This window comes from Aliiroseovarius sp. F20344, assembly GCF_023016155.1.
GTDB lineage: Bacteria > Pseudomonadota > Alphaproteobacteria > Rhodobacterales > Rhodobacteraceae > Aliiroseovarius.
Genome location: NZ_JALKBG010000008.1, coordinates 641,239 through 658,197 on the forward strand (window position 1 = coordinate 641,239; position 16,959 = coordinate 658,197).

The 16,959-nt window shown below is 56.9% G+C and carries 19 protein-coding genes and 1 tRNA gene; 11 read left to right on the forward strand and 9 right to left on the reverse strand.

The genetic code is table 11. The annotated features are described in order from the left end of the window. Window positions 1–150 precede the first annotated feature (150 nt). The 3 genes from MWU55_RS12070 to MWU55_RS12080 all read left to right on the forward strand — a co-directional run bounded on the left by MWU55_RS12070 (window position 151) and on the right by MWU55_RS12080 (window position 3,334). The gene (locus MWU55_RS12070; protein ID WP_246936423.1) at window positions 151–1,152 is read left to right on the forward strand and encodes a DctP family TRAP transporter solute-binding subunit; all 1,002 of its coding nucleotides are present in this window, start codon (window positions 151–153) and stop codon (window positions 1,150–1,152) included. A gap of 107 nt (window positions 1,153–1,259) precedes the next feature. Continuing rightward, window positions 1,260–1,925 carry a TRAP transporter small permease gene (locus tag MWU55_RS12075; RefSeq protein ID WP_246936424.1) on the forward strand — a complete coding sequence of 222 codons (666 nt, stop codon included), beginning with the start codon at window positions 1,260–1,262 and terminating at the stop codon, window positions 1,923–1,925. After that, entirely contained in the window at window positions 1,925–3,334 is a 1,410-nt protein-coding gene (locus tag MWU55_RS12080; protein WP_246936425.1) for a TRAP transporter large permease, read from the forward strand. The genes MWU55_RS12075 and MWU55_RS12080 overlap by 1 nt, the downstream gene beginning before the upstream one ends. Window positions 3,335–3,449: 115 nt before the next feature. Here the strand turns inward: MWU55_RS12080 and MWU55_RS12085 are convergent, their stop codons facing one another. The 7 genes from MWU55_RS12085 to MWU55_RS12115 form a co-directional block, all read right to left on the reverse strand. After that, window positions 3,450–3,653, reverse strand: coding sequence for a DUF2892 domain-containing protein (locus MWU55_RS12085; RefSeq protein WP_246936426.1), 204 nt, complete (start codon window positions 3,651–3,653; stop codon window positions 3,450–3,452). 78 nt (window positions 3,654–3,731) lie between these two features. Further along, window positions 3,732–4,391, reverse strand: a complete 660-nt coding sequence (locus tag MWU55_RS12090; RefSeq protein ID WP_246936427.1) for a Crp/Fnr family transcriptional regulator — start codon at window positions 4,389–4,391, stop codon at window positions 3,732–3,734. A gap of 25 nt (window positions 4,392–4,416) precedes the next feature. Further along, window positions 4,417–5,289 carry a 3-hydroxyisobutyrate dehydrogenase gene (mmsB, locus tag MWU55_RS12095; protein ID WP_246936428.1) on the reverse strand — a complete coding sequence of 291 codons (873 nt, stop codon included), beginning with the start codon at window positions 5,287–5,289 and terminating at the stop codon, window positions 4,417–4,419. A gap of 10 nt (window positions 5,290–5,299) precedes the next feature. Then, window positions 5,300–6,328: an enoyl-CoA hydratase/isomerase family protein gene (locus tag MWU55_RS12100; protein WP_246936429.1), complete on the reverse strand. Its 1,029-nt coding sequence runs from the start codon at window positions 6,326–6,328 to the stop codon at window positions 5,300–5,302. Beyond that, window positions 6,328–7,479, reverse strand: coding sequence for an acyl-CoA dehydrogenase family protein (locus MWU55_RS12105; RefSeq protein WP_246936430.1), 1,152 nt, complete (start codon window positions 7,477–7,479; stop codon window positions 6,328–6,330). The genes MWU55_RS12100 and MWU55_RS12105 overlap by 1 nt, the downstream gene beginning before the upstream one ends. 139 nt (window positions 7,480–7,618) lie before the next feature. After that, complete coding sequence (locus MWU55_RS12110) at window positions 7,619–8,752, reverse strand: carboxylate-amine ligase (RefSeq protein WP_246937892.1); 1,134 nt, start codon at window positions 8,750–8,752, stop codon at window positions 7,619–7,621. A gap of 141 nt (window positions 8,753–8,893) precedes the next feature. After that, a complete protein-coding gene (locus MWU55_RS12115) occupies window positions 8,894–10,393 on the reverse strand; it encodes a CoA-acylating methylmalonate-semialdehyde dehydrogenase (RefSeq protein ID WP_246936431.1) in 1,500 nt (499 codons plus the stop codon). 186 nt (window positions 10,394–10,579) lie between these two features. On the opposite strand from MWU55_RS12115, the gene MWU55_RS12120 reads away from it, so the two are divergent. The 5 genes from MWU55_RS12120 to MWU55_RS12140 all read left to right on the forward strand — a co-directional run bounded on the left by MWU55_RS12120 (window position 10,580) and on the right by MWU55_RS12140 (window position 13,544). After that, window positions 10,580–11,473, forward strand: coding sequence for a LysR family transcriptional regulator (locus tag MWU55_RS12120; RefSeq protein WP_246936432.1), 894 nt, complete (start codon window positions 10,580–10,582; stop codon window positions 11,471–11,473). A 95-nt stretch (window positions 11,474–11,568) separates the two neighbouring features. Next, entirely contained in the window at window positions 11,569–12,003 is a 435-nt protein-coding gene (locus MWU55_RS12125; RefSeq protein ID WP_246936433.1) for a CBS domain-containing protein, read from the forward strand. Window positions 12,004–12,096: 93 nt separating this feature from the next. Then, window positions 12,097–12,588 carry a pantetheine-phosphate adenylyltransferase gene (coaD, locus tag MWU55_RS12130; RefSeq protein ID WP_246936434.1) on the forward strand — a complete coding sequence of 164 codons (492 nt, stop codon included), beginning with the start codon at window positions 12,097–12,099 and terminating at the stop codon, window positions 12,586–12,588. Window positions 12,589–12,889: 301 nt separating this feature from the next. Next, window positions 12,890–13,357, forward strand: a complete 468-nt coding sequence (locus MWU55_RS12135) for an MmcB family DNA repair protein (RefSeq protein WP_246936435.1) — start codon at window positions 12,890–12,892, stop codon at window positions 13,355–13,357. Window positions 13,358–13,361: 4 nt separating this feature from the next. Further along, window positions 13,362–13,544 (forward strand): hypothetical protein, encoded by a 183-nt coding sequence (locus MWU55_RS12140; RefSeq protein ID WP_246936436.1) that lies wholly within the window; start codon window positions 13,362–13,364, stop codon window positions 13,542–13,544. Window positions 13,545–13,547: 3 nt separating this feature from the next. On the opposite strand, the gene MWU55_RS12145 is transcribed toward MWU55_RS12140, so the two are convergent. Beyond that, window positions 13,548–13,754, reverse strand: a complete 207-nt coding sequence (locus MWU55_RS12145) for a DUF6324 family protein (protein WP_246936437.1) — start codon at window positions 13,752–13,754, stop codon at window positions 13,548–13,550. 106 nt (window positions 13,755–13,860) lie between these two features. Between MWU55_RS12145 and MWU55_RS12150 the strand changes: the two genes are divergently transcribed. Further along, window positions 13,861–13,937: transfer RNA gene (locus tag MWU55_RS12150), tRNA-His, on the forward strand. A 27-nt stretch (window positions 13,938–13,964) separates the two neighbouring features. Here the strand turns inward: MWU55_RS12150 and MWU55_RS12155 are convergent. Continuing rightward, complete coding sequence (locus MWU55_RS12155; protein ID WP_246936438.1) at window positions 13,965–14,297, reverse strand: DUF6476 family protein; 333 nt, start codon at window positions 14,295–14,297, stop codon at window positions 13,965–13,967. Here MWU55_RS12155 and MWU55_RS12160 point away from each other — a divergent pair. Further along, window positions 14,296–15,330, forward strand: a complete 1,035-nt coding sequence (locus tag MWU55_RS12160; RefSeq protein ID WP_246936439.1) for an RluA family pseudouridine synthase — start codon at window positions 14,296–14,298, stop codon at window positions 15,328–15,330. The genes MWU55_RS12155 and MWU55_RS12160 overlap by 2 nt on opposite strands. Window positions 15,331–15,363: 33 nt before the next feature. Continuing rightward, window positions 15,364–16,809, forward strand: coding sequence for a cardiolipin synthase (cls, locus tag MWU55_RS12165; protein ID WP_246936440.1), 1,446 nt, complete (start codon window positions 15,364–15,366; stop codon window positions 16,807–16,809). Window positions 16,810–16,959 lie beyond the last annotated feature (150 nt).

Here is a 16,959-nt window from a genome sequence, read left to right on the forward strand (position 1 = left end):
GGGGTTCGTTTAATTATATGAAATATAACAGTTTAAAGCGAAAGCAGCCCGCATAGTGTGCTTCCCCTTGGCGCTGTCACATTCCCGTGACCCAATAAGGCAGCTGCTCAAAAATGGGCGCTTTCCAATATCTGTCTGGGAGGACACCACATGAAATTCCTGACCCTTGCGGCCTCGGCCCTTGCCATCGCCGCTTCTGTCACCACCGCAAATGCGGCCTGTGATGACGGTGAAATCGTCATCAAGTTCAGCCACGTCACCAACACCGACAAGCACCCGAAAGGCATCGCCGCTTCGCTGCTTGAGCAACGCGTTAATGACGAGATGAACGGCAAGGCTTGCATGGAGGTTTTCCCGAACTCGACCCTCTACAACGACAACAAGGTCCTGGAAGCAATGCTGCAGGGCGACGTTCAGTTGGCTGCACCCTCGCTGTCGAAGTTTGAGAAGTTCACCAAGCAGTTCCGTATCTTTGACCTGCCGTTTATGTTCAATGACATCAATGCGGTTGACGCGTTCCAAGCTTCAGACAGCGGCCAGGCCCTTCTGGACAGCATGCAGCGTCGCGGTCTCCAGGGGCTGGCTTATTGGCACAATGGTATGAAGCAGATGTCGGCCAACAAACCGCTGGTTCTGCCAACCGATGCTGCCGGTCTGAAATTCCGTGTTCAATCGTCTGACGTGCTGGTTGCTCAGATGGAAGCCATTGGTGGCAGCCCGCAGAAGATGGCCTTCTCGGAAGTCTATGGCGGCCTGCAGCAGGGCGTTGTCGATGGGCAAGAGAACACCTGGTCGAACATCTACGGCAAGAAGTTCTTCGAAGTTCAGGACGGCACCACCGAGACCAACCACGGTGTCATCGACTATCTTGTTGTCACCAATATCGACTGGCTGGAAGGCCTTGACGCAGACGTCCGTGATCAGTTCCTAACCATTCTGTCGGAAGTGACCACCACACGTAATGCTGAATCGACCGCAGTCAACGAAGCTGCCAAGCAATCGATCATCGAAGCTGGTGGTGAGGTTCGCCAGTTGGACGCAGAACAGCGTCAAGCATGGGTGGACGCCATGAAGCCGGTTTGGGCACAGTTCGCAGACGATGTTGGCCAGGAAAACATCGACGCGGCACAAGCGATCAACGCTGGCTCGTAAGCCATACAAATCTCTCCGGGACGCGCGCCTGCGTCCCGGAACACCTCAGGTGTAGCGGAGCCCCAGCGGGCCCGCATATTTAGCAAAAATTCTGCGGGGACGGGGACATGCAACACAAGCACACCTTCGTGGACCAAATCGAGGAGACGCTGATCGCGACGCTCCTTGGGCTGATGACTGCGATTACATTCGCAAATGTCATCGCTCGTTTCGGGTTCAATTCTAACATTTTATGGGCGCTGGAACTGACCGTGTTCCTTTTCGGGTGGCTGGTGCTGCTGGGCGCATCTTATGCGGTAAAGAAACACAGCCACTTGGGCGTTGACGCAATCGTCAACATGGTTCCGCCAGCTGTCGCGCGTGTTATGGGGCTGATTGCGGCGGCCGCCTGTGTCTTGTTTTCCGTTTTCATGGTGAAGGGCGCGTATGACTACTGGGCTGTATTCGCTGACCTGCCACCCACTTCGGGGCGTTGGTTCCCGACGGGCTTTGTTGAGAAGTTCCGTTCGCAATCCTTCTACGAGGTGCAGGACGTCCCGATGGTGGGGATATTCTCGTTTCTTGAAGACCTGATCAACTATGGGGAATCCTACGAGAAGCTCCCGAAAGTCGTGCCTTATGTGGTTCTTCCAATATCCATGATCCTGTTGCTCTTTAGGTTCCTTCAGGCCTCACTTGCCATTTGGAACGGGAACACTGACCGACTGGTCGCAAGCCACGAAGTCGAGGATGAAATCCAAGAAGTTCGCGAGCAATTGGGGGAGCATGACTAATGGACGTCGTAATTCTATTTGCCATGGTGATCGGCCTTCTGCTGATCGGCGTGCCAATCGCAGTCAGCCTGGGCCTGAGCTCAATTCTATTTCTGCTGTTCTACTCGGATGCCACGCTGGCGTCGGTCGCCGGCACCTTGTTTGAAGCTTTCGAAGGGCACTTCACCCTGCTGGCCATCCCATTCTTTATTCTGGCCTCAAGTTTCATGTCGACGGGTGGTGTGGCGCGCCGGATTATCCGCTTCTCGATCGCTTGTGTTGGTCACCTTCCGGGCGGTCTGGCAATTGCTGGCGTGTTCGCCTGTATGATGTTCGCAGCGCTTTCTGGCTCTTCGCCTGCAACTGTTGTGGCCATCGGATCCATCGTAATCGCAGGCATGCGCCAAGTGGGCTATTCCAAGGAATTCGCTGCCGGTGTGATCTGTAACGCCGGTACGCTGGGCATCCTGATCCCGCCGTCGATCGTGATGGTAGTCTATGCCGCCTCGGTCGAAGTCTCGGTCGGTCGGATGTTCCTTGCTGGTGTGATCCCGGGTCTACTGGCGGGTTTCATGCTGATGGTAACGATTTATGTCATCGCAAAAGTCAAAAACCTGCCCAAGGGTGAATGGAAGGGCTGGGGCGAGATCATCGAATCTGGTCGTGACGCCGGTTGGGGTTTGTTCCTGATCGTCATCATCCTGGGCGGTATCTATGGTGGTATCTTCACGCCGACGGAAGCCGCTGCTGTGGCTGCTGTCTATGCCTTCCTGATCGCGACCTTTGTTTACAAGGACATGGGACCGCTGGCGGGTGCTGCAGCCGGTGTATCGGCTGGCAATCTTGAGGCATCGACCGGTGAAAAGGTCAGCCTGTTCAAGAAGCCGCAGGCACTCATCACCTCGATGTTCCACCCCGATACCAAGCACACGCTGTTCGAGGCGGGCAAACTGACAGTCACGCTCTTGTTCGTGATTGCCAACGCGCTGATCCTGAAGCACGTGCTGACCGAACAGCAAGTACCACAGCAAATCGCGGGTGCCATGCTGAACGCGGGCTTCGGTCCGGTCATGTTCTTGATCGTCGTCAACGTGATCCTGCTGATCGGTGGTCAATTCATGGAGCCGTCGGGCCTCTTGGTGATCGTCGCACCCTTGGTATTCCCGATTGCCATCGAGCTGGGCATCGACCCGATCCATCTGGGCATCATCATGGTGGTCAACATGGAGATTGGGATGATTACGCCACCGGTTGGTCTGAACCTCTTCGTGACCAGTGGTGTCGCGGGTATGCCGATGATGTCAGTCGTGCGTGCAGCATTGCCCTTCCTGGCCGTTCTGTTCGTCTTCCTGATCATGATCACCTACATACCTTGGTTGTCGACCTTCCTGCCCAACACGTTCATGGGGCCGGAGATCATCACGAAATAGAAAAGGGGCAGCGTCGCGCTGCCCTCCAAAACAACAGCGCCGGGCCTTTCGAGAGGGCCCGGCGTATACTATTCTACTCGCTACCTATACCGATATAGATGGCATTGGTTGCGAATTACTGAACGTTGTTTTTCAGTTTGCAGGTATTGATCCCGAAGATCGAATAAACCGGGCAGGACCCAAGGGCGCCAGTGGCCAATGGTACGATACCGATCAGCGCCCAGATCGGGCCGCCCGCGAAGAAATACCACCCCAACAGGGCAAGACCCGCGACGACACGCAGGATACGATCCAGATTACCTTCGTTACGTTTGAGCATTTTGAACTCCTTTCCTTGTCTGACACCTTGCTAGCAAGGCATTCATGGAAAGGCATGTGACGTGGTCACATAGTGGGTTCAAAAAGCTGTTCCGCTGACAATCGCGTTCAAGGCCTTGCGGTCCAAGATTGTCACAACCCCACGTTCATGCGCCACCGATCCGGCATGCGCCATCTTGTCCAACCGACGCGAGATGACCTCGCGCGCGGTGCCAATGGCTGTCGCCATTTCTGCCTGTGTCATGTGCAAGCATCCATCGGGGCCGCAGCGGTCAAGAATAAGGGCCGCCAACCGCGCTTCGACGCTCATGAAAGACACGTTCTCGATCAGTTGCATCATCGACTGCATGCGTTCTGCAAAGGCCCCGAAAACCAGCCGACGAAAGCCGGGAGAACTGTCCAGAAGGGCAAAGAAGACGTCGCGTGGGATCAGCACAAGCCGGGCCGGGGTCTCGGCCATGGCTTCGGCGGTGTAATCGTCGCCCCCGAGCAGTCCCAATGTGGATTGGATGCAGCTTTGGCCCGGAGCGACGCGATACAGCAAGATATCGCGCCCGTTGGGGCCGATCAGGTTCACATCGACCTGCCCGGACAGCATGACGACATATCCCATTACGGCCTCGCCGGGGCAAAACAGTACGGCCCCTTCGGGCACATCCATTGGCGCAAGCGTGTCCAAAAGCGCGCGGGCAGGGGCATCGAGATTGGCAATCTCGTGTGTGTGTTCGGTCCAGCTCATGTCACCAAGCTAGACCGATTGTGCCTTAGCTGCGACCGCGTTTTTCAAACCGCGGCAACATGGCCGAAAAGTCCATGCCCAGACCGTCTTCTTTCTCGACGAACTGGGTGTAAAGGTCCGTGGCGGCCTGACCCATCGGGGTGTCGGCATCCGCGGCCTCGGCGGCTTGCTGGCTCAGACGCAGGTCTTTCAGCATCAGTTCAGCAGCAAAGCCCGGCTGATAGTCATTGTCCGCAGGCGATTGAGGACCAACGCCCGGCGCCGGGCAATAGGCATTCATCGTCCAGCTGTACCCCGACGAGGTTGATACGACGTCGAACATCTTCTGACGGTCCAGACCCAGCTTGTCGGCCAAAGCGAAGGCTTCGCAGGTGCCGATCATGGTGATGCCAAGGATCATGTTGTTGCAGATCTTGGCGGCCTGACCAGCGCCGCTGTCGCCGCAGTGCACAGCCTTCTGGCCCATGATGTCGAAGAGGGGATCCGCCTTCGCAAAGGCCTCGGCCGAGCCGCCGGCCATGAAGGTCAGCGTGCCACCTGCCGCGCCACCAACGCCACCCGATACGGGGGCGTCTACCGGCAGAAGTCCTGCCGCAGCGGCTTGTTCTGCCACCGCACGGGCGCTTTCAACGTCTACGGTCGAGCAATCAACAAAGGCTGCGCCCTTGTCCATCGCCGGGACAATTTCATTCGCAACAGCGCGCAGGATCTGGCCGTTGGGCAGCATGGTTACGACCACGTCTTTGCCAGCCGCCGCTTCCGCACCTGATGCGGCTAGTGCTACGCCTTCGATGTCGACCGGGGCCATGTCAAAGCCGGTGACCTCGTGACCGGCCTTGGCCAAGTTTGCAGCCATCGGGCCACCCATGTTGCCCAGTCCGATAAATCCGATTTTCATGAGCTTCTCCCTAGAATGTCAGTTTATTGTCGCCCAAGGGGGCGAGCATATGTTCGACTGCCTCTTGCGGCAGGTTTTCCATGTCGTATTCCCAATTCGGCTTGCGATCCTTGTCGATCACGGCGGCGCGAATGCCTTCCACCAGATCGGAATGCTCCAGTGCACGATAGACGAAGCGGTATTCCAGTTCGAGCGACGCGCGCACGTCACGGGTGCCAGCCATGCGGTGAAGCATCTCGACCGTACAGGCCATCGACAGGGGCGAGTTTCGGCCCAAAAGCTCCAGCGTGTTCTCGGCAAACTGGCTGTCTTCAGCACGCAGCGATGCGACGATCTCGCCCAAGCTGCCGCCACCGAAATGGGCGTCGATCATTGGCTGCATGGCCGACAGGTTGCCAGGGATCGGCGGGATCGCAGCTTCGTCGATATGACTTGGGTCGCCGGTGCGGATCAGGTCTGCCTTCAGCGCGTCCCATTCGGCCTGACGGATCACGTAATCGGCAAAGCCTGCATGGATCGCGTCGCCCGGTGCAAGGCGTGCGCCGGTCATGCCGATATATTCCCCCAATCGTCCCGGCGCATGCGCCAAGATCATCGATCCGCCCACATCCGGCACCAGCCCGATCCCGCATTCCGGCATCGCCATGCGGGAAGACCGCGCCATGATCCGGTGTGAGCCGTGACAGCCCACGCCGACGCCACCGCCCATTGTGAAGCCTTGCATAAAGCTGACCACGGGTTTGGGGAATTCAAACAGGCGCGCGTTCATGCGGTATTCATCGCGCCAGAATTCTTGCGCGCGGGTGTGATCGCCCGACAGGCCGATCTCGTAAATCTCGCGGATGTCGCCCCCGGCACAGAAGGCGCGGTCGCCTTCTGCATCGATCAGGATCAGCGCTACGTCATCATCTTCGGCCCATTTGATCAAGGCTGCGTCGATCTCAAGGCACATGTCATAGCTGAGCGCATTTAGCGCGTCCGGGCGGGTCAATGTGATCCGCCCAGCCTTGCCTTCTATACGGATAGAGATGTCAGACATCAGCCGCGGTCGCGTTCTGCCAACAATTGACGTCCGACGATCAGGCGCATGATCTCGTTCGTGCCTTCCAGAATCTGGTGCACGCGCAAGTCCCGCACGATCTTTTCGATACCGTAATCGGACAGATAGCCATAACCGCCATGTAGCTGTAGGCACCCATTGGCGACGTCAAATGCAGCGTCGGTCACCATCAGCTTGGCCATGGCACAGAATTTGGACGCATCATGTGCGCCATTGTCCAGCTTCCACGCGGCCTGACGCAGGAAGGTGCGCGCGGCTTGCAGTCTGGTTTCGTATTCGGCCAGACGGAATTGCAGGGCTTGGAATTGGTCGATGGTTTTGCCAAACGCCTTGCGTTCGCCCATATACTGAAGCGTTAGATCCAAAGCCTTCTGCGCGCCACCAAGAGCACCGGCTGAGATGTTCAGACGTCCACCGTCCAGTCCAGCCATGGCATAGACAAAGCCTTTGCCTTCTTCGCCCAACAGGTTCACATGCGGCACGGCGCAATCGTCAAACTGCACCTGAGAGGTCGGTTGTGCCTTCCAGCCCATTTTGCGTTCATTCGCGCCGAAGCTCAGACCCGGCGAGCCAGCCTCAACCACGACGGTCGAAATACCCTTGGGGCCGTCTTCGCCAGTGCGGCACATGGTGACGTACACGTCTGAATAATTGCCGCCCGAGATGAACGCCTTGTTGCCGTTCAACACGTAGCCTTCGTTGGTTTTCTCGGCGCGGGTTTTCAGCGCAGCCGCGTCCGAGCCTGAGCCCGGTTCGGTCAGACAGTACGAGAATATCTTTTCCATCGAGCAGAGCGCAGGAAGCCATTTTTGCTTGTCTTCTTCCTTGCCGAACTTGTCGATCATGCCGCCGCACATATTGTGGATCGACAGGAAAGAGCCAATGGCGGGATCGGCCATAGCGAGCGCTTCGAAAATCAGTGTGGCGTCAAGGCGCGACAAGCCAGACCCGCCATATTCTTCGGACACGTAGATGCCACCAAATCCCAGCTCAGCCAGCTGCGGCCAAAGCTCTTTCGGGATGGATTCTTCCGCTTCCCACTTCTCGGAATTGGGTGCGATATTCTCTTCGCCAAAGCTTTTGGCCATGTCGAAAATGAGGGTCTGTTCCTCGGTCAGCGCGAAATCCATCTGGTCCTCCCGTCCACGTGTCTGGGCGCAACATATGGCGCAATCCTTACAGGAGTTTTTCAAGCGCGGTCACTGTTTCGCCGGTCACCGTGACTTACTTGGGTCTAAGCCCGCGAAAAACCACGTAGAAATACGGTACTTACAGCCCGTCGTGAAAGGCATCGACCAAATGACGGACCACGTCGCGCAGGGCCTCGTCTTTCGGCTTCTCGGCCTGGATGCTGTCTTGGTAGACAGCGCGTTGCCGATCAGCTGCAGTCCCACCTGTCAGGATATGGCGCGCCGCTTCAATTTCAGCGACACAACCTAACGCTTCGGCATCCTCTTTGACCAGTTCGATCATCTCATCCAGCAGCTCATCAAACGGGGCAATTTCACCCACACCAAAGTCGATCAATCCGCCCGAAACGCCATAGCGTTGCGCCCGCCAGCGGTTTTCGCCTATCAGGAAGTTATCATAAAGCCGCCAGCGTTGGTTCTTGGCCTTCAACCGCCACAGCATCCGCGTCAGGCATTGGATCAATGCGGCCAGCGACAGCGTGTCTTCCAGCCGGGGCTGAACATCGCAGATCCTTGCCTCGATCGTGGGGAAACGGGCCGAAGGGCGCAGATCCCACCAGATTTTCGAGCTGTCTTCGATCACGCCGATGTCTACCAGCGCCTGCACAGACCGTTCATATTCCGACCAGCTGCCCAGCTGTGGGGGCAACCCGGTGCGGGGCAGGTTATCAAAGACCGTCAGGCGATAGGACGCCAACCCCGTATCCTCGCCCTGCCAAAAGGGCGAACTGGTCGACATGGCCAGAAGGTGCGGCAAAAAGTAAGTCAGCTGGTTCACAAGATCGATCCGTGTGTCGGGATCGGGAATGCCGACATGCACATGCATCCCACAAATCAGCATCCGGCGAACCACGCCGGCCAGATCGCGGCGCAGATCGTTGTAGCGATCTTTGTTGACGTGATGCTGGTCTTTCCAATTGGCGAAGGGATGGCAACTTGCTGCAATGGGGGCCAGCCCATAGTCCTTGGCGTTCTTGGCAACGGACGCCCTAAGACGCTTTAGATCATCACGCGCTTCCAAGATGTCGGCGCAGACTCGGGTGCCGATTTCAATCTGACACTGCAAGTATTCAGGACTGACCTGACCTTCCAATTCTGCCCGGCAGGCTTCCATCATTTCTTCCGGGGCTTCTTGCAGGGCAAAACTATCGCGATCGACCAGAAGATACTCTTCCTCGATGCCGATTGAGAACGTAGGAGCTTCTCGGGCCATGGCCATTCCTTGTGTCATCGTCGCGCAAGGTCAGTTTGGCAAGAGATTGGTGTTTGAACAAGCGTTGAGGCAAAAATGGACCCGGAAACACAAAACGCCCCGGTCAATTACCGGGGCGTTTCGTGAGATCTAATAGTGGGTTTAATCCATGGCTTTGAAGTTGAACTCGCCACCTTCTTTGATACCCGACGGCCAGCGCTGGGTGACCGTTTTGGTGCGTGTATAGAACTTGAACGCGTCCGGGCCGTGCTGGTTCAGATCGCCAAAGCCCGACTTCTTCCAGCCGCCAAAGGTGTGATAGGCCAGCGGAACCGGGATCGGAACGTTGATGCCGACCATACCGATGTTGATCCGGTTGGCGAAGTCACGCGCGGTGTCACCGTCCCGGGTGAAGATCGCGGTGCCGTTGCCGTATTCGTGGTCCATGGCGTGGCCGAGGGCCTCTTCATAGCTTTCAGCGCGAACCATCGACAGAACCGGCCCGAAGATTTCCTGCTTGTAGATGTCCATGTCGGTGGTGACGTTGTCGAAAAGATGCGGGCCAACAAAGAAGCCGTCCTCATAGCCTTGCAGGCTGAAGTCGCGGTTGTCGACAACCAGATCAGCACCCTGTTCTACACCCGAGTTGATCAGGCGCAGGATGTTTTCTTTGGCGGCCGAGGTCACAACCGGGCCATAGTCCACATCGTCACCAGCAGTGTAGGGGGCAACTTTCAGCTTCTCGATGCGAGGTACAAGGGCATCCCGCAGCTTGTCGCCGGTCTCTTCGCCAACAGGCACGGCAACCGAGATCGCCATGCAGCGTTCGCCAGCAGCGCCGAAACCAGCGCCGATCAGCGCGTCAGCCGCTTGTTCGATGTCCGCGTCGGGCATGATGATCATGTGGTTTTTCGCGCCACCGAAGCACTGCGCACGTTTGCCGTTGGCGGTTGCGCGCGAGTAGATGTAGTGGGCGATTGGGGTTGACCCTACGAAGGCAACGCCTTGAATGGTTTCGTTGTCCAAGATCGCGTCAACAGCGTCTTTGTCGCCGTTTACAACCTGAAGAACACCATCGGGCAAGCCAGCTTCTTTGCACAGCTCTGCCAGCATCAGCGGAACCGACGGGTCACGCTCGGACGGTTTCAGGATCATCGCGTTACCAGCGGCCAAAGCCGGGCCCATGCCCCACAGAGGGATCATCGCTGGGAAGTTGAACGGTGTGATCGAGGCTACAACGCCCAGAGGTTGGCGCATGGAATACATGTCGATGCCGGGGCCAGCGCTGTCGGTGAATTCACCCTTCATCATCTGGGCTGCACCGATGCAGTATTCGATCACTTCCAGACCACGCTGTACGTCGCCTTTTGCGTCAGGAATGGTTTTACCATGCTCGCGCGACAGGGCTTCGGCCAGCTTGTCCATGTCACGGTTCAGAAGGCCAACCAAGGCCATCATCACGCGGCCGCGTTTCTGCGGGTTGGTGGCGCCCCAAGCTTTCTGAGCTTCGGCGGCTTTGGCAACGGCGTCGTCCAGCTCGGCTTTTGTGGCCAAGGCTACCTGTGCCTGCACTTCGCCGGTGGCGGGGTTGTAGACGTCGGCAGTGCGGCCCGATGTTCCATCGACCATCTGGCCGTCAATCCAGTGTCCTAGTTTTTGCATGGTACTTCTCCCAATAGTTGGGCGCAGGATAGTCTTGCAGAATTGCCAAGAAAAGGGTTAGTTTTCCAAAAGCATTTTGCATTTTTGCAATGATGGGGTGCAGGCGTGATCTGGATCAAGGGCTTTGCCCCTCGGCCCTGTGGGCCTTATCCCAGGGCAATTGAAACAAGAAAAAGGGGGGCAGTCTTGGATTGGGATGATCTGAAAGTGTTTTTGGCGGTGGCGCGCGGGGAAAGCCTCTCGCGCGCTGGGCGTGTGTTGAAGCGTGATGCAGCGACGGTTGGGCGGCGCGTGTCAAAGCTTGAGGCTGATCTGGGACTGCCATTGTTCACGAAATCTCCGCAAGGCTATGCGCTGACCGAAGCGGGATTGCGGTTGCTGGCACATGCCGAGCGGGCAGAGCAGGCGGTGATGTCGGGGGTGGACGAATTGGCTGGTCAATCTGGCCAGTTGTCGGGGCAAGTGCGCATCGGCGCAACTGATGGATGCGCCAGTTTCATCTTGCCGCAAGTCTGCGCCGCCATTCAAAGAGATCATCCAGAGCTGGAGCTGCAAATCGTCGCTTTGCCGCGGGTGATCAATCTGTCCAAGCGTGAAGCTGATATGGCCATCACAGTTTCGCCACCGCAAACGGGCCGGATCACTGTGCAAAAGATCACGGACTATCATCTGCATCTGGCCGCATCGCGCAGCTATCTCAAGCAGGCAGCCCCTTTGGACTGTCTTGCGGATCTACGACACCACCCGGTAGTTGGATACATTCAGGACATGATTTTTTATCCCGAGCTGGATTTCCTAGAAGAGCTTGGGGTCGAAAAGGCTGCGCTCGCGTCAAATCTGGTTTCGGTCCAGTTGGGCCTTGTGAAGCAGGGTGGAGGAGTGGGCGTGACCCACGACTTTATTTTGCCATCCGCCCCTGATCTGCAACGGGTGTTGACGGATGAGCTGTCGATCCGTCGCTCATTCTACCTTGTGCGTCACGAAGGCGACGCGCGCATGGAGCGGTTTGCCCGCGTGGGCGAAGAGCTGATGCGCGGCATCCGGGATGAAGTCACGCGATTGGAAGGTTTGGTGACCTGATATCGCTGCAGCTGCAAAGAGCTCTTGACATTTTGTTGCGTAAAGAGCGACGCTGGGGACAGAAAAATACAAGATATTCAAGCAGGAGGGCGCCAATGCTCATTCACCAGATCCTCAAAGATAAGTCACTTGATGGGGTGGCCACGGTAAAGCCGGGCAGCAAGGTGGCGGATGCGGCAAACCTTCTGTCCCAAAAGAAAATCGGGGCCGTGATCGTGTCGGACGATGGGGTGCATCCCAAGGGTATCCTTTCTGAAAGGGATATCGTGTCCGAGCTCGGCAAGGTCGGAACTGGCTGTTTGGATAAGCCTGTCGATGATCTGATGACAGCCAAGCTGATCACCTGCGCGCCAGGAGATCGTGCCATTCAAGTGCTGCAAACCATGACCGAAGGCCGGTTTCGCCACATGCCCGTGATGGAGGGTGATGAAATGGTTGGGTTGGTCTCGATCGGTGATGTTGTCAAAGCGCGTCTGGAAGAGCTGTCACAGCAGGCGGATGCGCTGAAAAACATGATTATGGGGTATTGATCCCAATAGAGTAAGAATACGCTGCACTGCGGAAAAAGCTTGCATTTGGGCGTGCCATAATGTTGCGTGCGCCCACTGCAAGGAGACCAAATCATGCGCATCGGATTGTATCCCGGAACTTTTGACCCGATCACTTTGGGGCATACTGACATCATTCGTCGGGCCTGTGCGCTGGTGGACCGTCTGGTGATTGGCGTGGCGATCAACACCGGGAAGGGTCCTTTGTTTACGCTGGAAGAGCGTGTAGCGATGGTCGAAGCAGAGTGCGCCAAACTGTCCGCCGAAACCGGGACCGAGATTGTTGCCCATCCCTTTCAAAACCTTTTGATTGACTGCGCCCATGACGTCGGTGCGCAAATCATTATTCGTGGTCTGCGCGCCGTCACGGATTTCGAATATGAATATCAAATGGTTGGCATGAATCGCGCGATGGATGACAGCGTCGAAACGGTGTTCTTGATGGCCGAGGCACGCTATCAGGCGATTGCATCAAAGCTGGTAAAGGAAATCGCCAAGTTGGGCGGGGACGTTAGCAAATTCGTCCCGGAAGATGTGCGCCACAAGCTGCTGCAAAAGATCGACTGAACGTTCTTTTAAGCAGAACTGCGTAAGGTGGGATGAAGTGGCGGCCCCACCGCAACCGTCGGGGTCTGAATTCCCGAGGACCTGTATATACAGGTGGGCGCCGGGTAAGTGGACCACGGTCCAAACAGAGCCAGCTCCCTCGGAATTGCTTAAGGCCACCGGAATTTTACCCGCATGTGACGCGAAGGGCAGAAGCCGCCTTGGCTTAGATAGGCGGCGGGGCGCGCGGTTGCAAGGGAAGACATGTGATGATGTGCGCGCGTCATTGACAATTTGTTCATGAATTGTTCATGTTAGGTCTATGAATACAACAGCCCCATCCCTTATGCCCGGCCAGCTTCTGGCGCGAGGCGTTTGCCGCCATATGCTGAGCCATGGATTTGTCACGGTGGAGGAGCTGGTGCCCGCGCGGGGCCTGCGCGTCGATGTGATGGCGCTTGGCCCAAAGGGTGAGATTTGGGTGATCGAATGCAAATCATCGCGTGCGGATTTCACGTCGGACAACAAATGGCAGGGCTATCTGGAATGGTGCGACCGTTATTTCTGGGCGGTAGATGCAAGTTTCCCGACCGAGCTTTTGCCTGAAGGCTCTGGGCTGATGATTGCAGACAGCTATGACGCGGAAATCATGCGCATGGGCCCGGAAGACAAGCTGGCTCCGGCGCGGCGCAAAGTGATGGTGCAGAAATTTGCGACCCATGCCGCGCGCCGGTTGCACGGGTTTCGTGATCCCGGCGTTGCCGCGTTCATAGATGGATCAGGAGGATAGAGAGATGATGATCAAGTACTACTACCCAGATGGGGATTGGTGCTATCGCGCGCTCCACACCGCACATGCCGTATTTCACAAAGACGGAAAGCTTATTGCCCGCGCCCAAAAGCCCGACGGCACAGGGCTTTACGAATTCGAGATCACAGGATTCGAATTGATCGGACCGGGCGACGTCCACACCTAAGCGTCAGCCCTTTTTTCCGGGTTTTCCTGCCATGGATCGTGCCTGCGCCGCAGCGGCCTTAAGTTCCTCGGCAATCTCTTCCGCTTCTTCAGGTTCGAAATCCATCGGAAGTTCTACGCCGCCACCTTCTACATACAGGCGCACCATTCCCACTGAGGTTGGTCCGATCTGCAGGTTTGCGTCGATGTCACTTTCGTCGTTGATGCCCATGTCTGGCCTCCTGAAAAACTCTTGATCGGGTTAGTGCGCTTTCGTGCATTTTTCAACCCGCGACCTCTTGCAAAGCCCCGCGTGGGGGGGTAAATGCATCCGGCGTGCCGACATAGCTCAGTAGGTTAGAGCGCTTGATTGTGGATCAAGAGGTCCCCCGTTCGAGCCGGGGTGTCGGTACCATCACCATCATTGAAAAGATGAATGATTTCAGCGGATCGAAACCCGCTTCCGCAGCGATCCGTCCGCGCTGTTGAAGATCAGGATCTCATCGCCTGACACCACGGCGATCCAGCCTTGGCCCATGGTCACTGCGTCGGCCGATACACCTTCAGGCAGTGTGATTTGGTCGGGCAGGGGCAGGGCACTTTGGGATGGCGTGGCTTGTGAAAACTTCATAACGACCACGGTGATCAGGACTATTAGCCCAAGGATCGTCGTGACGGTCATTGCCGTGACAAGCGTTTTCAGGTAGCGCACGGTGCCAAGGCCCGCGCTGTCTTCCAAGGCTGCGTCCAGTTCCTGTTCAGGAGTTTTATCCATGTCGACCTCGCACCGGATTGTCCGGGTTGTCATTGCCGAGAACCCGCCCAAGCGTCTTGATAAGGCGATTGCGCGCGATGTGCCAGAGGAAGCCAACCTTTCTCGGTCTCGTTTGGCGAAACTGATTGCCGATGGGGCAGTTACGATGGACGGAAAGGTGATGGATGACCCGCGCGCAAAGCTTGCAGAAGGGGACACGCTGGATGTTCGCGTACCCGAAGCTGCCGAAAGCCATATCGGTCCGGAAGATATCCCCCTCGACATTGTTTATGAAGATGACGACCTGATTGTGGTGAACAAGCCCGCTGGCATGGTGGTGCATCCTGCACCGGGAACACCCACCGGGACGTTGGTCAATGCGCTGTTGCATCACTTTGGTGGTGAACTGTCTGGTGTTGGCGGTGAAAAACGCCCCGGCATTGTGCACCGGATTGACAAAGATACATCCGGCCTTCTGGTGGTCGCCAAGTCGGATGCGGCCCATCACGGGCTTGCCAAACAATTCGAGGCCCACAGCGCCGAACGCCACTATTTGGCCGTTACCTATGGTGCGCCGGATCAGGCTGATCCACGTCTGGGCGGAATCAAGGGGGCAAGTTTCGAACGCGGCAACATCCTGAAGGTCACTACGCAACTGGCGCGCCACAAGACGGATCGGCAAAAACAGGCGGTTCTGTTTTCGGGCGGACGTCATGCTGTGACCCGAGCACGTATTCTGGAAAGCTTTGGCAGCCCTGCACAGGCCGCATTGATTGAATGCTGGCTTGAAACCGGGCGCACCCACCAAATTCGCGTGCATATGGCCCATGTCGGTCATGGATTGATCGGCGACCCCACCTATGGCGGTCGTCGGAAGTTGAATGTGAAAGTGATCGGCGAAGACGCGGTCAGTGCTGCGCGCGCTTTCCCCCGACAGGCGCTCCATGCAGCGACGCTTGGGTTTGCGCATCCGGTGACGGGTGAAAAACTCAGCTTTGAAGCACCGATCCCAAAGGATATGCTGGGGTTGATTGAAACCCTGCGTGCGGGCTGAACCTGCGCGCGACGAGCGTGAGGCATTCTGCCCATGACAGAGCTTTCCTGGGCCTCTTGGGGTGGGATATGGGCGGTCTTCCTGATCCTCATAGACATTGCCACTGTTGCCCGCGCGGTTACGCGAGAACATCGGTCGGCGGCGTCCCGTTTGGCTTGGGTTGTGGTGATCCTATCGCTGCCGCTTGTTGGCGTGATTGCCTATTTCTTTTTGGGGGATACCAGCGCAGACCGCCGGTCTGACCGAAAGCTCAAGGATCTGCGGCGCGAATTGCCCAAACGCCCGACAGGAACATGGTCACGTCCCGAGCTTCCACTGCTGTATCGTCAGGCCTTTGCCCGCGCGGCCTCGGTCAACGGGTTCCAGCCAGTGTCGGGTAATCGGGCCGAGGTCACAATTGACAGCAATGAAAGCATGGATTGGCTGGTCGAGGATATCGATGCAGCCAAGGAACATGTCCATCTGCTTTTCTATATCTGGCTTACGGATGGGAACGGAACGCGGGTTGCCGAGGCACTTATGCGGGCTGCGCAGCGCGGGGTTACATGCCGGGTGATTGTGGATGGGCTTGGCTCACGTAAGCTGTTGGCGAGCCCCCTTTGGAAGCAAATGAAAGAGGCCGGCGTTGAAACGGTCACGGCCTTTGCATTCCGCTTTGCCCCTTTGGCGGCGTTCTTTCGCAGGCTGGATATTCGCAACCACCGCAAGATTATCGTCATTGATCATGACACCACCTATGTCGGCAGCCAGAATTGCGCGGATGCGGCATTTATTATCAAGAAGAAGTTCGCACCTTGGGTGGATATGATGATGCGGATCACCGGACCCGTGGCATGGCAGTCGCAACGCTTGTTTGTCTCGGACTGGATGGTGAATGGGGGCAATGACATCTCGGATATACTGCGGCGCGAAGCACCGGTTGCTGTCGAAGGATTTCCTGCGGTTGTTGCGGGAACGGGGCCGAATATTGACGTGCAGGGTGTGCCAGACATGGCGCAAATGCTTCTTGCCAGCGCGCAACATGATGTGGTGATCACCACGCCCTACTACGTCCCGTCCGAGGCCCTGCAGCAGCAAATTTGCGCCACCGCCGTGCGTGGCGTGCGCGTGCGCCTGAATGTGCCCGCCAATAATGATAGCCACATCGTTGGATTTGCATCGCGCAGTTTCTACCGCGCGCTTTTAAAGGCAGGGGTTGAAATTCACGAGTTCCAGCCCGGTCTGCTGCACGCAAAGCTGATGACTGTGGACGGGCAGGCGGCGATGTTGGGATCAGCCAATCTGGATCGGCGCAGTTTCGATCTGAACTATGAAAACAGTATGATGCTGGTCGATCGCGCGACAGTTGGCGAGCTGGTGGCAAAGCAAGAGGTTTTCCTGAATGCGTCTTTGTCCGTCGATCGCGAGAAAGTGGAAAGCTGGTCGGTGACTCGTCGCGTGTTGATCAATTCTGTCGGGATGATGGCCCCATTGTTGTAATGTGCAACTTTTTGCACGAGCGCGTGAGGTTTCATGACATGGGCTTCACATCGCCGAAGCAGAGGTTCATATCTTGTTCACATTTTTCGGCGACACCCCTCTTGAATTCGCCATGTTAGCGCTTATCTCGATGTTAAGCCCTTAAACATG